Source organism: Galbibacter kalidii (assembly GCF_026241135.1).
GTDB lineage: Bacteria > Bacteroidota > Bacteroidia > Flavobacteriales > Flavobacteriaceae > Galbibacter.
In genome coordinates, this window is sequence record NZ_JAPFGA010000001.1 from 389,181 (window position 1) to 411,450 (window position 22,270).

Here is a 22,270-nt window from a genome sequence, read left to right on the forward strand (position 1 = left end):
AAACTTTCAATCCTCCAATCTTTTTAATAACACTGCGCTCTGTATTGGGACGGAGTAATTCCTTTTAATTCTTTGAATTTGCGATTAAAGTTAGTAATGTTTTGAAACCCGGACATTTCAGAAATGACAGCAATGGATAAATCAGGGTCGCGATACAGTAATTTGCATGCATTTTCAATCCTGATTTCAATAAGAAACTGAAAAAAAGTTTTGTTCGTACGTTTTTTGAAATACCGGCAAAATGCATTTTTACTCATATTGGCTTTTTCAGCAACAACATCCAAAGAAACGGATTCGTTAAAGTGTTCCATTGCATGCTCAAATACAGCACTCATACGCTTTCCTTCATCATCAGTATATTTTTTACGGTATACAAATGAAGACAAAGGTTGCTTTTTTGCATCGATAATCAGATCCATAATTTTCAAAAGCGATCCGATACGCTGAATTTTACTTTGATTTTTCAGTTTATTGAAATGCTTGATGATCTTTTTCTGTTTTGAAAATACCTTAATCCCGTATTCGGTTTCTTTAAAAAATGCTTGAGTGTTTTCAAGGTCAGGAATGTTAAAAAAGCCTTTTCCGAAAGAAGTTTTTGTAAAAAACAAAGTGTACATCACAGAAGTAGAGGTTACTTGGCTGTCACTCCGGAACACATGAGGGATGTTTTCCCCTATAACGAGGATGTCATTTTTTTGAAATTCATTGATACTATCCCCAACAATTAATGAACCCGAACCTTCAACAATATAACTGATCTGAATTTCTTCGTGCTGATGAAGCTGGTCATAAAAGACCACTTCATGGTCTTCCTGATATACCAGGGCTTCTTGTTCTGGTTTCGGTATTTTAAAGGGGAGAACTTTCAAAATATTAATTTTTGTAAATATTATTAAAAAATTACATGTAAATCAATATATGTGGTAATATAGTATAAGTAAAGGCTAATAATTGCTAATTAGAGCTTTTTGATAAAACTTATTTTTGTTGTAAAATTATATTAATATGATAGTAAAATGGGAAGGCATTATGCCAGCGGTGACAACAAAATTCACCGACGATGACCAGTTGGATCTGGTAACTTTTAAAAAGAATATTGATGCACAATTAGACGCTGGGGTTAGTGGAATTATACTTGGAGGAACTTTAGGTGAAGCCAGTACATTAACAAAAGAGGAAAAAGAAACACTTATAAAAGAAACCTTAAAAATAGTTGATGGGAGAGTCCCTGTCATTATCAATATTGCAGAACAGAGTACCAAAGAAGCTATTGCTGTAGCTCAAAAAGCAGAAGAAATAGGGGCTAATGGCTTAATGCTTTTACCACCGATGCGTTATAAAGCTACTGATTATGAAACGGTGATTTATTTTAAAGAGATAGCCAAAAATACTACCTTACCGATAATGATCTACAATAATCCTGTGGATTATAAAATAGAGGTTACAATGGAGATGTTCGATGAGCTTTTAAAAGTGGACAATATCCAGGCGGTTAAGGAATCTACAAGGGATATAACCAATGTTACCCGATTAAAAAATCGTTTTGGCGACCGCTTAAAAATACTTGGGGGTGTAGATACCTTGGCTTTAGAGAGTTTGGCAGCCGGTGCCGATGGTTGGGTGGCCGGATTGGTCGACGCCTATCCTGCAGAAACTGTCGCTATATATAAATTGGTGAAGGCCGGTAAAATAGAGGAAGCTTTGTCGATTTACAGATGGTTTATGCCGTTATTGGAGCTGGATATCTCTCCTCAACTAGTGCAAAACATTAAATTGGCAGAGGTGGCTACAGGAATTGGAACTGAAAATGTAAGAGCGCCTCGTTTGCCACTTCACGGGGCAGAACGGGAAAGAGTGTTGGGGATTATTAATCAGGCCATGAAAACACGCCCTGTTTTGCCGGATTATAAAAAATTATAAATGAGTTCAGAATAACTAAAAAAATAAGAAAGCCATGATTACAGGAAAGAATTATATCGGAGAAGGGCTTTCCGCCCTAGGTGCAATAACCTATAAAACGATAAATCCGGAAACGAATTCCGAAAATGAAACTACCTTTTATGAAGCCACGAGTGAAGAGGTCAATAAAGCAGTAACTCTTGCCGATAAGGCTTTTGATGTTTACAAAAAGACCAGTGATGCTGAACGAGCCACTTTTTTAGAGGCAATAGCTCAGGAACTGGAGACTATAAAAGATGACCTTGTCGAGATCTACAAGAAGGAATCTGGACTTCCAGACGGACGTGCCAATGGAGAGTTGGCCCGGACAACAGGTCAGTTAAGAGCCTTTGCGGCCATGCTCAAGGATGGGTCGTGGGTAGAGGCGATAATTAATAAATCAGAAGGAAAACCTGATTTGCGTCGTATGCAAATTCCAATTGGACCGATAGTGGTCTTTGGAGCAAGCAATTTCCCTTTTGCATTCTCTACGGCTGGTGGAGATACTGCAAGTGCATTGGCTGCCGGATGTCCCGTAATTGTAAAATCACATCCCTTACATGCAGGTACCGGAGAGTTAGTAGCTTCAGCGATTGTTAAAGCTGCCCGGAAAACGAAAATGCCCAATGGAGTATTTTCAAACATGAATAGTAAAGGCATCGAGGTAGGAAAACTTTTGGTACAACATCCTTTGGTAAAAGCAGTAGGATTTACCGGAAGTATAAAAGGAGGAACGGCCCTGTGTAAATTAGCCTCGGAAAGGGAAGAACCTATCCCAGTTTATGCGGAAATGGGTAGTATTAATCCTGTGGTGATTCTTCCTTCTGCATTAAAAGATAAAGCACAGTATTGGGGAAAGCAATATGCAGGTTCGATTACTGCCGGAACAGGACAATTTTGCACCAATCCGGGATTGATGTTGGGGATTAAAAGTAAAGCATTGGATCAGTTTGTGGTGGCTTTAGGAGAGGCGACTTCCGAAATAGCTCCTGCTTGTATGTTACACCCAAGCATTAAGGCACAATACGATAAAAATAAAGAAGAAGTGCTGTCTCAACCCGGATTTAATCCGGTTACTACGTTGGATGTAAAGCTTAAGGATAACTATGCCCTGCAACATATAATTGCTGTTGATGCTGAAGTCTTTTTAAAGAACAAAACATACCATAAGGAAGTGTTTGGGCCATTTTCAATAATTGTGCAATGTGATGATAAAGATCAGCTCACTAAGGTTTTGGAGGCAATGGAAGGGCAGCTGACGGGAACTATATTAAATGAGGATCCGAAGGAATTATTTGACTTTTCAGAAACTATTGAAGCTTTGAAAAGCCGTGTGGGACGACTGATTTTTAACGGAGTACCTACAGGAGTCGATGTTAGCGCGGCAATGACCCATGGAGGACCGTTTCCGGCAAGCTCGGACAGCAAATATACTTCTGTTGGTTTAACTGCGGTAAAACGCTGGGTACGTCCGGTTTCTTATCAGGACTGGCCGGATGCTCTGTTGCCGAAAGCACTGCAGAATAGCAATCCTTTACAAATTTTAAGAACAATAAACGGGGAAGTAACCAAAAACGCTTTGTAATTGAGCAATGGCAAGAAAAACTTTTTTTTGTGTAGATGCACATACCTGTGGCAATCCGGTGAGAGTAGTTACCGGTGGCGGACCTTTATTGCAGGGAGATACCATGAGCGAGAAACGCCAACATTTTTTAAAAGAATACGACTGGATTCGGAGAGGCCTGATGTTTGAGCCCCGGGGGCATGATATGATGAGTGGTAGCCTACTTTTCCCCCCGGCGGATGAGCAAAATGACGTAGGAATCTTGTTTATCGAAACCAGCGGGTGTTTGCCTATGTGTGGTCATGGCACTATCGGTACGGTTACCGTCATGATCGAGGAAGGTTTAGTAACACCAAAAACACCTGGAAAATTACGTTTGGAAACCCCGGCAGGATTGGTGAATGTCACTTATCAGCAGGAGGGCAGAAAAGTGACTTCGGTAAAAATCACCAATGTGAAGTCTTATCTGGTATCAGAGGGGATTGAGGTTGAATGTCCTGTTTTGGGAACAATTTCCGTCGATGTTTCCTACGGAGGAAATTATTATGCCATTGTAGAAGTTCAGGAAAACTTCAAAGGACTCGAACATTATCAGGCAAGTCAATTGATAACTTGGAGTAGGACATTGCGTAAACAGATTAACGAAGGATATTCTTTTGTACACCCTGAAGATCCTACGATTAACGGATTAAGCCATATTTTATGGACAGGAGCTGTGCTTGATGAGAACAGCACTGCCAGAAATGCCATTTTTTATGGTGATAAGGCTTTAGATCGCTCCCCATGCGGGACAGGAACTTCTGCCCGGATGGCACAATGGTACGCCAAAGGAAAACTTCGTAAAGGGGATCAATTTATAAATGAAAGCATTATAGGGAGCAGATTTATAGGAAGGATAGAGGAAGAGACAGAACTCGCCGGAAAAAAAGCTATAATCCCCAGTATAGAAGGATGGGCACAGGTTACCGGATATAATACTATTATTATTGATGATGATGATCCGTATGCCCATGGTTTTCAAGTGTTATAATTTAAAATAGAAACGTTGGGAAAGATTATTATTATAGGAGGCGGGATTTCTGGATTGTGTTCTGCCTATTACTTAGTTAAAGAGGGTCATCAAGTGACTGTGATTGATCGGGGAGGTATTTCAGGAGGGACTTCCTTTATAAATGCGGGTTATATAACCCCCAGTCATTTTATGTCCATTGCGGCACCCGGAATGATCACCAAGGGCTTAAAGTGGATGTTTGACAGTACCAGTCCTCTTTATATCAAACCGCGTTTAGAAATTGATTTTATCAAATGGGCATGGTTGTTTAAAAAATCAGCTACTTCAAAACGAGTGGCAGCTTCCGTAGGTATTTTAAAAGAACTCAATTTAAAAAGCAGGGATTTATACGATCAAATGTTTGCCTCTTCAGATTTTGATTTTCATTATGAACGTAAAGGGTTGCTGATGGTCTACACAAGCCATAAGGGAGAGGAAGAAGAAAGGGCATTGGCAAATAGGGCGGTGAATGAAGGGTTGGAAGTTAAGTGCTTGAACAAAGAAGACCTAAAAATAACTCAACCGGGATTTTCTGATGATGTCCTGGGTGCTGTTCATTATGAATGTGACGGACATATTACCCCTGATCAATTCATGGTGAATTTAAAAAAGTGGTTAATAGAAAAAGGGGCTGATTTTCAATTACATCAGGAAGTGGTCGACGTGGTTGCTTCCGGAAATAAAATTACAGAGGTAAAAACGGATAAAGATAGTTATCTGTGTAGTGATGTGGTCTTAGCGGCCGGAAGTTGGACATTTTCGCTGGCAAAAAAACTAGGGATTTACATACCTATCCAAGGAGGGAAAGGATATAGCATGGATGTAAAAAGGGAAACCTATATTAGCTTGCCTGCTATTTTAACAGAAGCCAAAGTGGCTGTAACCCCAATGAATGGTTTTACCCGTTTTGCAGGAACCATGGAATTTTCCGGAAATAACAACTACATAAGAAAAGAGCGGGTGAATGCCATTGCAGATGCTGTACATAAATATTATAACAATTTGGAAATTAACCGGGAAGAAAGAAACTCTGCATTATCCGGACTTCGTCCCGTGTCTCCGGATGGTTTACCGTATATCGGAAAAACATCAAAATATAATAATTTAACCATTGCCTCGGGACATGCGATGATGGGATTCAGTCTCGGTCCGATAACGGGCAAATTGGTACAAGAGCTTATATCAGCTGAAAAACCATCTGTAAACCTAACTCCATTAGACCCCGAACGATTTAAATAGTTGATATAAATTTGATTTATCAAATCTGCTAAACAGATTAAAAATCATATTAAAATCACACATTTTTATTTAAAAAACTCTGATACCTGTTAATAAAGTGTAAGTTTCGGCTAATATATATTCACAGATACTTAATGATAATTTATAGTTTTATGAATAATTATTTTAAGATGAAAAGTTTGCTTAAAATAGGTGTGTTTTTTACACTTTTTATATCTGGCTATTGTTCCATAGCTCAGGGAACTGTGACAGAATATAAGAAATCTGTAGCTGTCGACACCTTGTTTAAAAATAAAATTTACAATTCGCCGAAATATTTTAAATGGCAGGGTGATAGTTTGTGTTGGTATAAGAACAATACTGAAAAAGAAAGCGAGTATATGTTGATCTCAACGAGAGAAGGTACACAACAAAAAGCATTTGATCACGAAAGATTAGCAGCATCCCTAAGTGAATTTTTAGAAAAAAAAGTAGAAGTTAATTCCATTGACATTAAAGAACTTAGGTTTAAGGATGGTGCTTTAACTTTTCATACCGATAGTTTGGAAATGGAATGTGATCTTGGGGATTATCAACTTAAAGTTATAAAACCACTCGAGAAGAAGAAAAGGAATAATAGAGGCTATTGGGGAAGTCGTTTTGACGAAACAAAAAAAGATACTGTTGCTTCACCTGATAGTTTGTATGTAGCCTTTATCAAAGATTACAACCTTTATGTGGCAAATACCAAAACCGATAAAGAGTTCCAGTTAAGTTATGATGGATCAAAAGGGAATTTTTATTCGGCATTTGTGAAATGGTCTCCGGACAGTAAAAAAATAATGGCCTATAAAGTACGACCGGGGGAGAATCATAAAATCTATTTTGTACGATCGAGTCCTGACGATCAGTTACAGCCTGAGCTGGAATCACGGGATTATTTAAAACCTGGAGATCAATTACCTTTCAGAAGTCCACAATTGTTTGATGTAGAGTTAAAAAAACACATTGCTGTTGCCACCGATTTATTTGATCAACAATATCGAATTTCCAATTTTAAGTGGAAAAAGAATAGCAGTGCTTTTACTTTTGAATACAATAAGAGAGGACATCAGGTATACCGTATTTTATCAGTAGATGCCAGTACGGGCAGAGTTCGTATTGTTGTAAATGAAACCAGTTCAACTTTTATAGACTACAGCAGTAAAAAATTCAGATATGATACTAAAGATGATAAAGAAATAATCTGGGCTTCCGAACGTGATGGTTGGAATCATTTGTACTTATACGACGGGGAAACCGGAAAAGTGAAACAGCAAATCACCAAAGGCAATTGGCCGGTGAGAAAGGTGCTGGAAGTTGATGAAGAGAATAGTCATATATATTTTACAGCCAGCGGACTGGACAAAAAACAGGATCCTTATCTGTTACATTACTGTCGGATAGACTTTGACGGAAAGAATTTTGTAAGGTTTACCAAAGAAAATGGGAATCATAAGGTTACTTTTTCAGAAAATCATAAATACTATATTGATCAATATTCTAGGGTGGATGCGCCACCGATAACAGTCTTGAAAAATGCCGAAAACCAAAAAACTGTTATGACGCTTCAAGAAGCAGACATTGGTAGTTTGTTGACAACCGGTTGGAAAATGCCGGAAGTGTTTAACGCTAAGGGAAGGGATGGTGAAACCGATATCTGGGGGATCATAATACGCCCGACTACATTCGATCCAAAAAAGGACTATCCGATTATTGAGTATATCTATGCCGGACCTCATAGTTCATTTGTACCCAAGAGCTTTCAAAGTAACTATAGTGGAATGACCAGCCTTGCAGAGTTAGGGTTCATTGTTGTCCAGATCGATGGTATGGGAACATCGAATCGTTCGAAGGCATTCCACAATATATGTTGGAAAAATTTAAAGGATGCCGGTTTCCCGGATAGGAAATTATGGATAAAGGCGGCGGCCAAAAAATATCCCTATATGAATATTGATAAAGTTGGAATTCATGGAACATCCGCTGGGGGACAGAACGCAGGTGCAGCCGTGGTCTTTAATTCTGATTTTTATAAAGTGGCAGTTGCTTCTTGTGGATGTCATGATAACCGTATGGATAAAATCTGGTGGAATGAACAATGGATGGGATATCCGGTTGGACCTCATTATGCAGCTTGCTCTAACACTGAGAATGCTGAAAAAATGAATGGTGAACTCTTGTTGATGGTAGGTGAAGTAGATGATAATGTGGATCCTGCATCGACAATGCAATTTGCTGATGCTTTGATGAAGGCTAATAAAAATTTTGATTTGGTCGTCCTACCCGGAATGTCACATACATCCGGAGGTGAATTTGGAGATCGAAAACGCAAAGACTTTTTTGTGAAAAAGCTTCTAGAAGTCAATCCACCATTATGGAATAAAATTTATGAATAAGAAAACTTTTAAACAGATGAAAAAATCAAATATGAGGGTGTATAAGTTATTCATTTGCATGTTTCTGTCTGTTACCGTTTGGGCAGGGGGTATAATGACGGTTCAGGCACAAGAAGGTGATCAGATATTGGACGGAATTGGAGAAACGGGGTTGATTGCACGCTATATGTTCGATGGAAATACTAAGGATTGGTCCCGAAACAACCTCCACGCTATATTTCACGGGAAAAAGGCTACGTTTGTCAAAGACGTGCAGTTTGGTAAGGTACTTTCACTGCCCGGTGATAGTGAAACTTATGTCACCATCCCCGGTGGAGCGCTTGAAGGAGTGGAATCACTTAGCGTGGCGGGATGGATATACTTGCGTTCCAAGCAGCTCGGTCAGCGGTTTTTCGACTTTGGAAAGGATGCTAAAACGCATTTCTTTGCCGCACCGACCGGAACCAAATCCCAAGCAGGTTATCAGGCACTTATTGCAGCGGATTCTAATGGCGATCGTGGATCGGTTTCATCAGCTGTAAATACTGAACAGTGGGTACATCTTGTTGTTGTCATTAATATTCCGGAGCAATCGTTAAGCACATATGTTAATGGTGAGCTAGTGGCCGAAACTGAGGATATCGAACTGGACCTCAACGAAGTGTTTGGTGGTGGGCCGACGAAATCGAACCTTTTTTATATCGGAAAATCGATGTTGGTTGAAGATCCTTACCTCAATGCCAAGCTACATGATTTCCGGATTTATCGCATTCCTTTAAGTACAAAACAAATTGACAGGATTTATCATAATAACAGGGGAGATGAAGAAGATGAAGCGGAGATGGATGAAGTCGAAGACGATCTTCCACAGTTTGACTCAAGCAATCCTCAACTTTATACCGAATTCCTGAAAAATGTTCCTGATGTTGAAGTAGAAACAATAGTAGGTCATCTGCCGAGATTACCTCGCTATGTGAAGGGATATTATCGCAGGGGAATCGATGGGCCGAAAGTACGAGTACTTTGGCCTGCACCAACAGATAACAGTGCAGTGCTCAAACCGGGTCGTTATACAGTGACCGGACAAATTGCGGGGACTGATTTTCAACCGAAGGCTACTGTGATGGTGAATGCGTCCGAAGAACCGGTTACGCCCAATCGCAAACTGGAAGCCTTCAAACTGGATCAGGTTTCGTTAAGACCAGATTCTAATGGTTACAACACAAAATTCATTGAGAACCGGGACAAGTTCATAAAAACCTTGGCCACAACTGATCCCGATTCTTTCCTCTACATGTTCCGCAATACTTTTGGACAGGAGCAGCCAGAAGGAGCACAGCCTTTAGGTGTTTGGGACAGTCAGGAGACTAAATTACGGGGACATGCGACAGGTCATTACATGACGGCAATAGCACAGGCATATGCCAGTACTGGTTATGATAAGTCACTCCGGGCTAATTTCAAGGACAAGATGGACTATATGGTTAATACCCTCTATGAATTATCACAGATGACTGGACGACCACGGGAAGCAGGAGGCGAATATGTATCTGATCCGACTAAGGTGCCACCCGGTTCCGCTAAATCAGGTTATGATTCTGATTTGAGTGAAGAGGGAATCCGTACTGATTACTGGAAATGGGGCGAAGGATTCATCAGTGCATATCCGCCCGATCAGTTCATCATGTTAGAAAATGGAGCCTCGTATGGAGGGCAGAAGAGCCAGGTTTGGGCACCTTATTATACACTGCATAAGATTTTGGCTGGGTTGATGGATATTTACGAGATCAGCGACAATGAAAAGGCATTGGAGATCGCCAAGGGAATGAGCGATTGGGTGTATGCACGTCTGAGTAAGTTGCCGACCAAAACCCTGATTAGCATGTGGAACAGCTACATAGCAGGTGAGTATGGGGGTATGAATGAAGCTATGGCGCGTTTATATCGACTTACAAATGAGGCCCACTACTTGGAAATTGCGCAACTGTTTGATAATATCGAAGTTTTCTTCGGTGATGCAGCGCACACGCATGGACTAGCGAAAAATGTGGATACATTCCGTGGTAAGCATGCTAACCAGCACGTACCACAGATCATGGGAGCACTCGAAACGTATCGAGGCTCTAACGATTCGGAATATTACCGGGTAGCCGATAACTTCTGGAACAAGGCGACACAAGATTATATGTACAGTATCGGAGGAGTAGCTGGGGCGCGTAATCCTACTAATGCAGAATGCTTTATCGGTCAGCCGGCAACACTCTATGAAAATGGTTTTGCATCCGGCGGACAGAATGAAACCTGTGCGACGTATAATATGCTCAAACTGACCAGAAACCTGTTCCTTTACGATCAACGGGCAGAGTTGATGGATTACTATGAGCGCGGACTATACAATCACATCTTGGCCTCTGTGGCCGAGGATAGTCCCGCCAACACCTATCATGTGCCGTTAAGGCCCGGTTCGATCAAACGTTTTGGAAACCCACATATGCGTGGCTTTACTTGCTGTAATGGAACAGCCATTGAGAGTAGTACGAAGCTGCAAAACTCCATTTATTTTAAAAGTACGGACAATAGCGCGCTTTATGTGAATCTTTATGTGCCCTCAACTTTGGAGTGGTCAGAAAGGGATATAACTATTGAACAGACAACCGCTTTTCCAAAAGAGGACAATACACGTTTGACCATTAAGGGAGGCGGGGAGTTTGATCTTAACGTTCGTGTGCCGCACTGGGCAACCAAAGGGTTCATTGTGAAGATTAACGGAGAAGTTAAGGAGGTAGAAGCCCAACCGGGTAGTTATTTGACACTGAACAGAAAGTGGAAAGATGGCGATATCGTAGAATTACGAATGCCATTCCAATTCCATCTGGATCCGGTAATGGATCAGCAAAACATCGCAAGTCTGTTCTACGGCCCGGTCTTGTTGGTAGCTCAGGAGCCTGAACCACGAAAGGACTGGCGTGAAGTAACGTTGGACGCTGAGGATATCAGCAAGTCGATAAAGGGCGACCCTAAGAAGATGAAGTTTACGATTGATGACGTGATTTTCAAACCTTTTTATGAAACTTATGATCGTCATTCGGTCTATCTGGATATTGTACTGGAATAGCCTTGATTATTGTACTTGACTGACTATCAAAAAATATATAAAAGAACAAATGAAGAAAAAAGCATATACCTCTATTCTGGTCATGATGATTGCAATAACAGGATTTGCAAACGATATGATCGATGTGGTCAATACATATCAGGCCGATAAGCGAACCTTGAAAGCTACCTATACGGTAGATGAATCTGAGGAATATTACAAAAGGTTTACTGCTTTTTTTAAACAATGGCGAAATTATATAAAAGACATTGACTTTAAAAACTTATCACTGCAAGAAAAAGCGGATTATATATTGCTTGAAAACCTGATTGAAAAAGAAGATTATCATTTGCAACTAAGTTACAAGGCTTATAAAGAGGTGGCTCATGTTACTGATTTTGCTGATAAATTATATGTGTTTGTTCAAGAACGCAGGCATGGCAAACGGCCTGAATCAGCAAGTTTGGCCAAAACCTTCACGAAAGCTTCCGATACGATTGATAAAAAAATGGTAGCCTTAAAAGAAGCTGCTTTTGAGGATTGGATACAGGCCGATAAAGCCGCCGGAGTTGTAAAATCATTGCATAAAGCATTGAAAGAAGCTTATGATTTTTATTTCAGTTACGATCCGGAGTTTACCTGGTGGATGGAACAGCCTTTCAAAGAGCTTTCAGAAAAACTTACAGCATATGGATCTTTTTTAAAAGAGAATTATGATGAAGGCAGTATTAAAGATGATGGAAGCGGTATTATAGGAAAGCCGGTGGGGCGTGATGCAATATTAAAAGAACTGGCTTTTGAGATGATTCCTTATACTCCAGAAGAACTTATTGCCACGGCTGAGAAACAATTTGACTGGTGCAAGGCGGAAATGATAAAAGCATCAGAGGAGATGGGTTATGGCAATGACTGGAAAGCTGCCTTAGAGCATGTAAAAGAGACCTATGTACCGGTTGGGGAACAACCACAGGCTATTAAGGATCTGTTTGACCAATCAGTAGATTTTATTGAAGAAAGGGATATCATTACTATTCCGGATCTGGCCAAAGAAACCTGGCGTATGATCATGATGACCCCAAAGCGACAGAAAATAAATCCTTTTTTTACCGGAGGTTGGGAAATCAGTATTTCATATCCCACAATGGAAATGTCACAAGAAGACAAGCTCATGAGCATGCGTGGTAACAATCCTAATTTTTCCAGGGCAACGGTACAACACGAATTATTACCGGGCCATAATTTGGAATTCTTTATGAATGCACGTCACAAATCCTATCGAAGACCCTTCGGAACCCCGTTTTGGATGGAAGGGTGGGCTTTGTATTGGGAGATTATCTTATGGGATAAACAATTCCCCCAAACCCCTGAACAAAAAATGGGAATGCTTTTTTGGCGGATTCACCGTTGTGCTCGGATAATCTTCTCATTAAAATATCAGTTAGGGGAAATGACCCCGCAAGAGTGTATCGACATACTGGTCAATGAAGTTGGACATGAATATGCCAATGCCGAAGCGGAAGTAAGACGTTCTTTTGCTACTACCTATACACCACCATTATATCAACTTGCTTATATGGTCGGCGGATTACAGTTTTATGCCTTACGCAAAGAATTATTGGAAAAAGGGTGGACAGAAAAACAGTTTCACGATCGTGTGATGAAAGAAAACATGATGCCCGTCGAAATCCTTCGGGCTGTCTTGGAAGAGTTACCACTAAAAAAGAACTATTCCACAGAGTGGAAATTCTCAACAGACTTTAAATAGAAATCAGTAATCCAAACTTGATGACCCTTAGATTAAAGTATATCGCCTCTACAATATTGTTTTGCATTTCCCTGATTATAGGAGGGTGTAAACAAGCAAATGATATGAAATTACTGTCAGCTTCAAAAGATAATACCTCATTTGAGGATAACTGGGAAACAGAATACTGGAGTGATCAGGAAAATTATTCTGATACCCTTTCTGCATCATACGATACCCGTGTTCTGATGATAACATCAGATTCCCTGACAGTTAATAGATGGTACAAGAAAATAGATATAAAACCCTATGCGGAATATAAAATTTACGGTTTTATAAAAACGGAAAGGGTAAAAGGTGAACATGATAAATCAGGGGCTGGGTTTCGTATAGGGAAATTCCCAATTGAAAACGATACGATTTTCACAGGTGATAATGATTGGACCTATGTTGAAATACAGTTTAATGCTGAAGGGGATGACAGCGTCATGCTGGAATGCTTGCTTGGTAAGGGAGGATCGGCAAAAGGGAAAGTGTATTTCGATAATATGAAGATCGAAGAAATCTCCGTTCCGGAATTAAATCCGAAGGCAGTTATTGATGTTACGGTAAAAAAGGAACCAATTTCCCCTTATATGTACGGCCAGTTTATCGAACATATGGGGAAATCTATTTATGGCGGGCTTTGGGCAGAGCTGCTTGAAGATAGGAAGTTCTATTATACACCAGGGAGCAAAAAATCGGCATGGAAGACTAATTTGGACACTTTGAAAGTGAAAAAAGACAGTACTATGGAATATGCCAGAGCACCTATTCCGGTTTTTCCTCTTCATAAAAATGTCTTGGAATTAACACAAGATTCTATTTCAGTAGTTGATAAACAATATGAAGGAAGACTCGTTTTTAAAGCTGATCCCGGGGTAAAACAGATCAATATTGCCCTTATTACAAAAGAGGGCTTAAATGAAAAAAGCTTCAAAGTTGAGGGAAACAGATATATAAAGCAAGCCTTTTCATTAACTCCATTAGGAGCTGATAAAGATGCTAAACTGCGTATCACTTTCCAAGGAAAAGGGACTGTTACGGTTGCGGCTGTTTCCCTGATGCCTTCAGATCATATAAAAGGTTTTAGAAAAGATGTTATTGCATTGATGAAAAGCTTAAATGCCCCTGTTTACAGATGGCCAGGCGGTAATTTTGTTTCAGGATACAATTGGAAAGATGGTATTGGGGATCCGGATACAAGACCTACCCAATATGAACGGGCTTGGAAAGGGCTAGAGTATAACGATGTGGGAATTCACGAGTTTATGGAGTTGTGTGAACTACTGGATGCAGAGGCCAATATCGCTGTAAATACAGGATTGGGAACAGCGAAGTTAGCAGCAGAAGAGGTAGAATATGTTAACGGAGGGGTAAAAACAAAAATGGGGAAATGGAGAGTGGAGAACGGTCACCCTGCTCCATATAATGTAAAACTTTGGGCAGTAGGAAATGAAATGTTCGGGGATTGGCAATTGGGGCATATGCCTATTAAAGAGTATGTGAAAAAACATAATAGAGTGTCCGAAGCCATGCGGGAAGTTGACCAGGATATCAGTTTGATTGCCGTAGGTTTTCCGGGAGAATGGAATCAAATGATGTATGAGCATTGCTCGAATCAGATGACTTATATCAGTGAGCATTTTTACCGTCAGGATTGGCATGCAGGAGGACTATTGACACATGTAAGGCAAATACCGGATGCCATTCGGGAAATTGCAAATGAACATAGGAAATGGAGGGATAGCATACCTGAACTAAAGCAAAAAGATATAAAAATAGCCCTCGATGAATGGAATTATTGGTATGGCCCTCATGAATATGGTCTGTTGGGAACCCGTTATTTTTTAAGGGATGCATTGGGCATTGCAGCAGGAATCAATGAGTTTTCCAGGCAGTCGGATATTTATTATATGGCTAATTATGCCCAAACCGTAAATGTGATCGGAGCCATTAAAACCACCCCGACAGCGTCTTGGCTGGAAGGAACTGGATTGGTACTTGAATTGTATAATCAGGAGTTTGGTGAAATACCGGTATCAATAACAGGAAGTTTTGAACCCTTGGATGTAGCGGCAACATTATCAGATGATGGAAAGTACCTGACATTATCAGTTGTTAATGCAACTCATCGGGATTATCCTCTAAAAATTGAATTCAAAAACAAGTTAGTAAACGAAGAAGGGGTTCGATATACGATTACGGGAGAGCATGACATGGTATTTAACGATGAGGAGAATTTAAAAAGAATTGCCCTTACCCAAACTGAATTTTCAATAAAGAACGGACATATCACTATCCCTTGGGAGAGTGCGAATATTTATAAAATAAGAATTGAAGAATAAGCCCTCCTTCAGTGGGATTGAATAAAATTAAACTCGAAATGATAAAGCGACACAACCTAAAATATGTATTACTGATTTTATTTCTCGGAATAGGAATAAACCATGTTTTGGCTCAGGATTATTGGGAAAATGTTAAAAACAGACCATCTACCTTAGGATTAGAGAGCGGTTTTATAGAGGTTGGCACTTCCCAATTTAAATTAAAACTGGTAAAAGCTTCCCAAACTGTGGCAGGATTATATCCTAAAAATAATGATGAATTTGATTTTACACCCGGAGAACGCTTGGCGATTAGGGATAAGGATAGTCTTTATCACTTAGGGGATATCAACCTGTCTTTAAGGCATAAAGGAGAAGAATGGGAAAAATATTCTTCTGCATATAAGAGGGAAGCAATTAAATCATTAGCTGTTGAGGGAAATGTTTTAACAGGAGCAGATTTGTCAAATACATTTCCGGAAGATATTCCGGTAAATATTAAACGCTATTATGAAGCAGACGAAGGAGATTTGATTATACGATTTGTGATATCAAATTTGAATGCGTCTCCGGTAGAAATTGGGGCACTTGGAATCCCGATGATCTTTAATAATATTCTGGAAGGGAAGTCCTTGGACGAGACACATGCCGATAATGTGTTTTTCGATCCGTATATTGGGATGGATGCCGGTTATTTGGAAGTGAAAAGATTAAGTGGAAAAGCCCCGACTCTTTTAGTGTTACCGGAGAAGAACATGCCGTTTGAGGCCTATCGCCCTTTGCTTGATGACCCTACAAGAAGAAGTATTGTTTTTGAAGGCTTCCACGAATGGATGGCTTTGAGCAAAGCCTTTGCCGAATCAGAATGGAAAGGTGTTGAACAATGGAATACCCCAAGTTCAATAGTTTTAAAATCCGGGGAGAAAAAAGAATTTGCCATCAGAATAAGCCTTACTGATGGAATAAAAAATATACAAAAAACCCTTGTTGAAAAAAATATGCCAATTGCGGTTGGGATTCCCGGATATGTTTTACCCAAAGATGTGGAGGGGAAGTTGTTTTTGAAAAGCCCGAAAGAAGTAGATAAAATCGATATCGACCCCAAAGGAGCCTTGAAAATTGAAAACGTAGGCACTGAAAATGGATATGTAGAGTATTTGGTAAGTGGTGAGAAATGGGGGAGAGCAAGGCTTATTGTTACCTATAAAGACGATAGAAGTCAAACCATAAATTATAAGGTGATAAATTCAGAAAAAGATGTAGTCGAAGCCTTTGGAAAATTCTTGACCACTGAGCAATGGCTGGACGACCCCAGGGATCCGTTTCACAGAAATCCTTCAGTAATTTCATACGATTACCAAACTAAGCAAAAAGTAACTCAGGATAGTCGAGCATGGATTGCCGGTTTAAGTGATGAGGGCGGAGCCGGAAGTTGGCTGGCAGCTATGATGAAGCAGTTGATTCAACCTGACAAACAGGAATTGGAGAAACTATCGGATTTTGTGAATCAGACCTTATGGGGTAGGATTCAATATTCAGAAGGAAAAAATAAATATGGGGTCAGAAAAAGTGTGTTTTATTATGAACCCGACAGCATGCCTAAAGGAACCTATAGCGATACGATTAATTATAAAACATGGGCGGCATGGGATAAGAAACATGCCGGAGATCCCGGAAGATCATACAATTATCCGCATGTTGCAGCGGCTCATTGGGTGATGTACCACTTGTCGAGATATCATGAAGGGTTGGTCGATGAAAAATCATGGAATTGGTATTTAAACAATGCGTATCATACCGCGATCGCAATGACAGAACTAGCCCCTTATTATGCCCAATACGGACAAATGGAAGGAACGGTGTTCCTACTTATATTAAAGGACTTAAGGCTTGAAGGGATGCATGAAAAAGCAACAGCCCTTGAAGAAAAAATGAAAGAACGTGCCGATCACTGGCGGTCTTTGAACTATCCATTTGGAAGCGAAATGCCTTGGGACTCTACCGGTCAGGAAGAGGTATTTATGTGGTCTGATTATTTTGGGTATGATGAAAAAGCAAACGTGACCCTTGACGCAATCTTGGCATATATGCCTACCATACCTCATTGGGCCTATAACGGGAATGCTAGAAGGTATTGGGACTTTCTCTACGGAGGAAAACTCTCTAGGGTAGAAAGACAAATCCACCATTATGGTTCAGCGCTCAATGCCATTCCTGTATTAAAAGCCTATAGAAATACGCCGGAAGACTTTCACCTGCTAAAAGTAGGTTATGGAGGCTTGTTGGGGGGTATTTCCAACATTACACAAGACGGTTTTGGTCCGGCTGCTTTCCATTCGTTCCCTTCAACATTGGAAATTGATTACCTCTCTGGCGATTATGGTTCTGGTTTTTTTGGGTATGCGGTTAATTCAGCTACTTATTTAACCGAGACAGAGGAGTTTGGTTGGCAGTGTTTTGGAGGGAATATGGAAGAGAAGAAGGGAGAAATAATAGTGGATATCACAACAGCTGCTAAAAACAAAGTGTTCATCGCATCGGAAAAATTGTGGTTGACTTTAGATGCGGGAACCTTCAATAAAATGATATTCAATAAAAAGAAAAAAAGCGTTACGGTTTATTTAAATCCAAAGGATGAATTCACTCCAAATGCTTTTTTAAGATGTGATAAAGAAATAAATTTACCATTTACCAAAGAAAGAGGAGCCTATCGCATTCCCCTTTCAGATAAAATGAAGAAAGTGGAGATTCAATGGTAATATCAGTGTTGAATATTAACATAGATACTGATAGATACTGTAGGTAAATGACATTGAAGCTAAATACTTTATTCCTTAGCGTCTTTGCGTCTCTACGTGAGTTATGTTTCTGTTTTCTCGCAAAGTCGCTAAGCCGCAAAGAAATAGTTTTTTGTTTACTTAGAATTCAACGGGTTTTAATGTTAAACAATTGATAATGATATAAATGTAAATATTATTTATCTGCATAACTCAATAACTTTTAAATCAAAATAATTTTAATGTTTCCAACAGCAACGTATATTACCAGACGGCAAAAATTAAAATCAGAAGTTAAAAACGGAATTTTATTGTTTCCCGGAAATGGGGAGAGCAGTATGAACTATAAAGACAACTGGTATCCTTTTCGACAGGATAGCAGTTTTTTATATTATACAGGAGTTAATAATATTCCGAATATTTATTTTTTAATTGATATTGAAAACGATAAGGAAATCCTCTTTGGAGATGATCCCACGCCTGAGGAAATGGTATGGACAGGAGCTGTTACGCCGCTTTCCATTTTAGCTGAAAAATCTGGGATAGCGGAGGTGAAGTCGATGAAAGAACTACCGGCTTATATCAAACAGCAACAACAAAAAGGAAATCCCATTCATTTTCTACCACCATACCGCTCAGAAACTACTAATGAGCTGAGTAATTTATTGAATATCCCGGTAGGAGTGATTGAAAAAAATAAATCGGATGCTTTTATAAAAGCGGTGGTGAAACAACGCGTTATAAAAACTTCCGAAGAGATTAAAGAACTGAACAAGGCGGTCAATATTACAGCTGCTATGCATACACACGCCATTAAGAATACCCGTCCGGGGAAAACGGAAAAAGAAATTGCCGGAGAATTGCAGGCGATAGCTATTGGCGGTGGTGGAAACATTTCTTTCCCCATTATTCTTACCAAAAACGGGCAATACTTGCACAACCACGCTACACAGGCGGTTATCGAGGAAGGAGATATCGTTTTGTGTGATTGTGGAGCCGAAACCGCTATGAATTACGCCGGGGATATGACGCGAACCTTTCCTGCCGGTAAGAGATTTTCTTCCTTACAAAAAGATGTGTATAATATTGTTTTGAATGCACATAATTCAGCTATAGCGGCATTAAAACCGGGAATTCTTTTTAGGGATATCCATTTATTGGCCTGTACAAAACTTACTGAAGGACTAAAAGCAATGGGACTCATGAAAGGGGATGTACAGGAAGCCGTTGCCGTAGGTGCACATACATTGTTTTTTCAATGTGGATTGGGGCATATGATGGGAATGGATGTTCACGATATGGAAAATCTGGGAGAAAGTTATGTGGGTTATACAGATGATTTGAAGAAAAGTACTGCATTTGGATTGAAATCCCTAAGGTTGGGAAAAGCATTGGAGGCTGGAAATGTACTTACTGTGGAACCGGGGATTTATTTCAATCCTTTTTTGATCGATTCGTGGAAGACACAAAAGAAATATACCGATTTTGTAAACTACGACGAAGTTGAAAAATTTAAAGATTTTGGAGGTATTCGTGTAGAAGAAGACCTTTTGATCACAGCATCTGGAAGTGAGTTGCTTGGAGAACCTTTGGTCAAAACCCCGGAAGACATAGAAGAACTCAAAAACGTATAAACAATAGTAAAAATGAAGAGGAATTATATACTGTTTCTGCTCGCTCTTTTTGTAAAAACAGCTGTGTTATTGGCACAACAAACCGATTCATTGCTGACCATAGACCGGATTTATAACTCTTCAGAATTTCAGGGAGAACGTCAACGCCCTGTTTTTTGGATTGAAAACGGGGATGCCTATGTTACGATCGAACGTTCTCAAAATGGAGAAGATCAACTGATAAAACACATTAGCAGGAACAATAAAAAAAGCCTCTACCTCCCGGCAGAAAAAATAAGACCGAAAGGAAAGGGTATATCCTTGAGAATAGAAAACTTTACCCTCTCACCAGATGGCACAAAAGTATTGATATTCACCAATTCCAGCCGTGTCTGGCGCTCGAATACCAAAGGGGATTATTGGGTATACGATTTTGATACCGGTAAACTACAACAAATAGGGAAAGACTTTTCGGCCTCCTCATTAATGTTTGCAAAGTTTTCAGAGGACAATGCTTTTGTAGCTTATGTCCATGACTTTAATATCTATAAAGAAGATTTTACAACAGGGGAAGTAACGCAACTGACCCAAGATGGAGACGGCGATATTATCAACGGGACTTTTGACTGGGTGTATGAAGAGGAATTTGGAATGCGCGATGGTTTTAGCTGGAGCCCGGATGCAAAAAAAATCGCTTTTTGGCAGTTGGATGCTTCAGAGATTGGAACTTTTTATATGATCAACAATACCGATTCAGTTTATTCCAAACCGATTCCACTTCAATACCCTAAAACGGGTTACAACCCGTCTTCAGCCAAAGTAGGGCTTGTAAATGTTAATTCGAAAGAAATTAGCTGGATTCCGGTTCCCGGAGATGTAGTACAGCATTATCTACCGGCCATGCAATGGGTAGATGGAGATTTGTTACTTATTCAGCAATTGAACCGCAAACAAAATAAACTTTGCGTTTATACCTATCGACCTTCGTCTGGAAATCTGGAAAAAATATATATGGAAACAGAAGATACATGGGTAGATTTACGATATCCGGATATCTCGTCCAACCAATGGGGACATAACGATTTTTTGCTAACAGACAACAACTCTGCATTGTTGCGAATGACCGAAAATGATGGATGGCGGCATATATATAAAATAGATGTCAATAACGGTAAACAAACCCTACTGACCCCCGGCGAGTTTGATGTTGCAGCATATTATGCTGTTAGTAAAAAGGAAATTTACTTTAGTGCCTCTCCGGATAATCCTGCACAACGTTATTTGTACAGTTCCCCGCTAAATGGAAAAGGAAAAATAAAGCGATTGACCCCGGAGCCGTTCAGTGGAGTGAACACCTACAATATTTCCCCCAATGGAAAATACGCCCTTCATCATCATACCGATGCTGAAACTCCTCGTACAACAGAACTTATCAGTTTACCACATCATAAAACAATAAGTACATTAGTAGATAATGGTGCATTAAAAAATAAATTAAAGACCCTGCAACTCCCAACAGTAGAATTTTTTCAGGTGGAAACATCAGAAGGGGTAGAAGTGGAAGGTAGGATCACAAAACCTTCAGGTTTTGATCCTTCAAAAAAATACCCGGTTATTTTTCATGTCTATGGAGAACCTTGGGGGCAAATGGCAACCGATACATGGATTGGCTTGTATGATATTTTTCTGGCACAAAAAGGATTTGTTATCATCAATATGGATAATCGGGGAACACCTTCATTAAAAGGGAGTGATTGGCGTAAAAGTATTTATCGAAAAGTAGGTGTATTGAACACCAATGACCAGGCGCTTGCAGCAAAAGAAGTGCTTCAATGGGATTTTATCGACGATGGCAGCGTTTCTGTATGGGGTTGGAGTGGAGGAGGTTCCATGACATTGAATCTAATGTTCAGATATCCCGAAATATATAAGACTGGAGTGGCTGTTGCCGCTGTTGCCAATCAACTTTTTTATGACAATATTTATCAGGAGCGCTATATGGGATTGCCACAGGAAAACAGGGAAGACTTTATAGAGGGGTCTCCTGCTACTTATGCAAAAAATCTAAAAGGCAATTTATTAATTGTTCATGGAACAGGCGATGACAATGTGCATTACCAAAATATGGAATATTTAATAAACGAACTTATCCGTCACAACAAGCAATTCCAAATGATGTCTTACCCGAACCGTTCCCATCGAATTTATGAAGGAAAGAATACACAGCGGCATTTATATACGCTTATTACCAATTATTTGTTGGAGAATAATAGTATGGATTAATTGAATTTAGTACAGATAATCATTTTAACCTCTTTGCATGTTTTTAGTTTCGGAAGATTAAAACTTCTTTCGAAATGCCTTATTTATAGGTGTTTTAACTCTGTACCATTTTGAAATCACCGAATAGGTAAAACCTCCCTAAGATTCAAAAAGGACATTTTTTTAGCGAATTAGGAAAAGTCAAGATAATAATCCCTAGAGAGTA

At 39.7% G+C, this 22,270-nt stretch carries 12 protein-coding genes; 11 read left to right on the top strand and 1 reads right to left on the bottom strand.

Annotated elements, in window-relative coordinates:
- Window positions 1-23: 23 nt before the first annotated feature.
- Window positions 24-869: an AraC family transcriptional regulator gene (locus tag OOZ15_RS01610; RefSeq protein ID WP_265953958.1), complete on the bottom strand. Its 846-nt coding sequence runs from the start codon at window positions 867-869 to the stop codon at window positions 24-26.
- A 136-nt stretch (window positions 870-1,005) separates the two neighbouring features.
- On the opposite strand from OOZ15_RS01610, the gene OOZ15_RS01615 reads away from it, so the two are divergent.
- The 11 genes from OOZ15_RS01615 (at window position 1,006) to OOZ15_RS01665 (ending at window position 22,065) form a co-directional block, all read left to right on the top strand.
- Complete coding sequence (locus OOZ15_RS01615) at window positions 1,006-1,920, top strand: dihydrodipicolinate synthase family protein (RefSeq protein WP_265953959.1); 915 nt, start codon at window positions 1,006-1,008, stop codon at window positions 1,918-1,920.
- Between the two features lie 34 nt (window positions 1,921-1,954).
- Entirely contained in the window at window positions 1,955-3,523 is a 1,569-nt protein-coding gene (locus tag OOZ15_RS01620; RefSeq protein WP_265953960.1) for an aldehyde dehydrogenase (NADP(+)), read from the top strand.
- Window positions 3,524-3,530: 7 nt separating this feature from the next.
- On the top strand, window positions 3,531-4,532 hold the full coding sequence (locus OOZ15_RS01625) for a 4-hydroxyproline epimerase (RefSeq protein WP_265953961.1): 1,002 nt from the start codon (window positions 3,531-3,533) through the stop codon (window positions 4,530-4,532).
- Window positions 4,533-4,547: 15 nt separating this feature from the next.
- Window positions 4,548-5,792, top strand: a complete 1,245-nt coding sequence (locus OOZ15_RS01630; RefSeq protein WP_265953962.1) for an NAD(P)/FAD-dependent oxidoreductase — start codon at window positions 4,548-4,550, stop codon at window positions 5,790-5,792.
- 170 nt (window positions 5,793-5,962) lie between these two features.
- Complete coding sequence (locus OOZ15_RS01635; RefSeq protein ID WP_265953963.1) at window positions 5,963-8,209, top strand: S9 family peptidase; 2,247 nt, start codon at window positions 5,963-5,965, stop codon at window positions 8,207-8,209.
- Window positions 8,202-11,303, top strand: a complete 3,102-nt coding sequence (locus OOZ15_RS01640) for a beta-L-arabinofuranosidase domain-containing protein (RefSeq protein ID WP_265953964.1) — start codon at window positions 8,202-8,204, stop codon at window positions 11,301-11,303. Before OOZ15_RS01635 ends, OOZ15_RS01640 begins: the two co-directional genes overlap by 8 nt.
- A gap of 49 nt (window positions 11,304-11,352) precedes the next feature.
- Window positions 11,353-13,047 (top strand): DUF885 family protein, encoded by a 1,695-nt coding sequence (locus OOZ15_RS01645; RefSeq protein WP_265953965.1) that lies wholly within the window; start codon window positions 11,353-11,355, stop codon window positions 13,045-13,047.
- Between the two features lie 104 nt (window positions 13,048-13,151).
- Window positions 13,152-15,413, top strand: coding sequence for an alpha-L-arabinofuranosidase C-terminal domain-containing protein (locus OOZ15_RS01650; RefSeq protein WP_265953966.1), 2,262 nt, complete (start codon window positions 13,152-13,154; stop codon window positions 15,411-15,413).
- Window positions 15,414-15,451: 38 nt separating this feature from the next.
- Window positions 15,452-18,151, top strand: coding sequence for a DUF5695 domain-containing protein (locus OOZ15_RS01655; protein WP_265953967.1), 2,700 nt, complete (start codon window positions 15,452-15,454; stop codon window positions 18,149-18,151).
- Window positions 18,152-18,411: 260 nt separating this feature from the next.
- The gene (locus OOZ15_RS01660; RefSeq protein WP_265953968.1) at window positions 18,412-19,803 is read left to right on the top strand and encodes an aminopeptidase P family protein; all 1,392 of its coding nucleotides are present in this window, start codon (window positions 18,412-18,414) and stop codon (window positions 19,801-19,803) included.
- A gap of 12 nt (window positions 19,804-19,815) precedes the next feature.
- Window positions 19,816-22,065: a S9 family peptidase gene (locus OOZ15_RS01665; RefSeq protein ID WP_265953969.1), complete on the top strand. Its 2,250-nt coding sequence runs from the start codon at window positions 19,816-19,818 to the stop codon at window positions 22,063-22,065.
- Window positions 22,066-22,270: the final 205 nt, after the last annotated feature.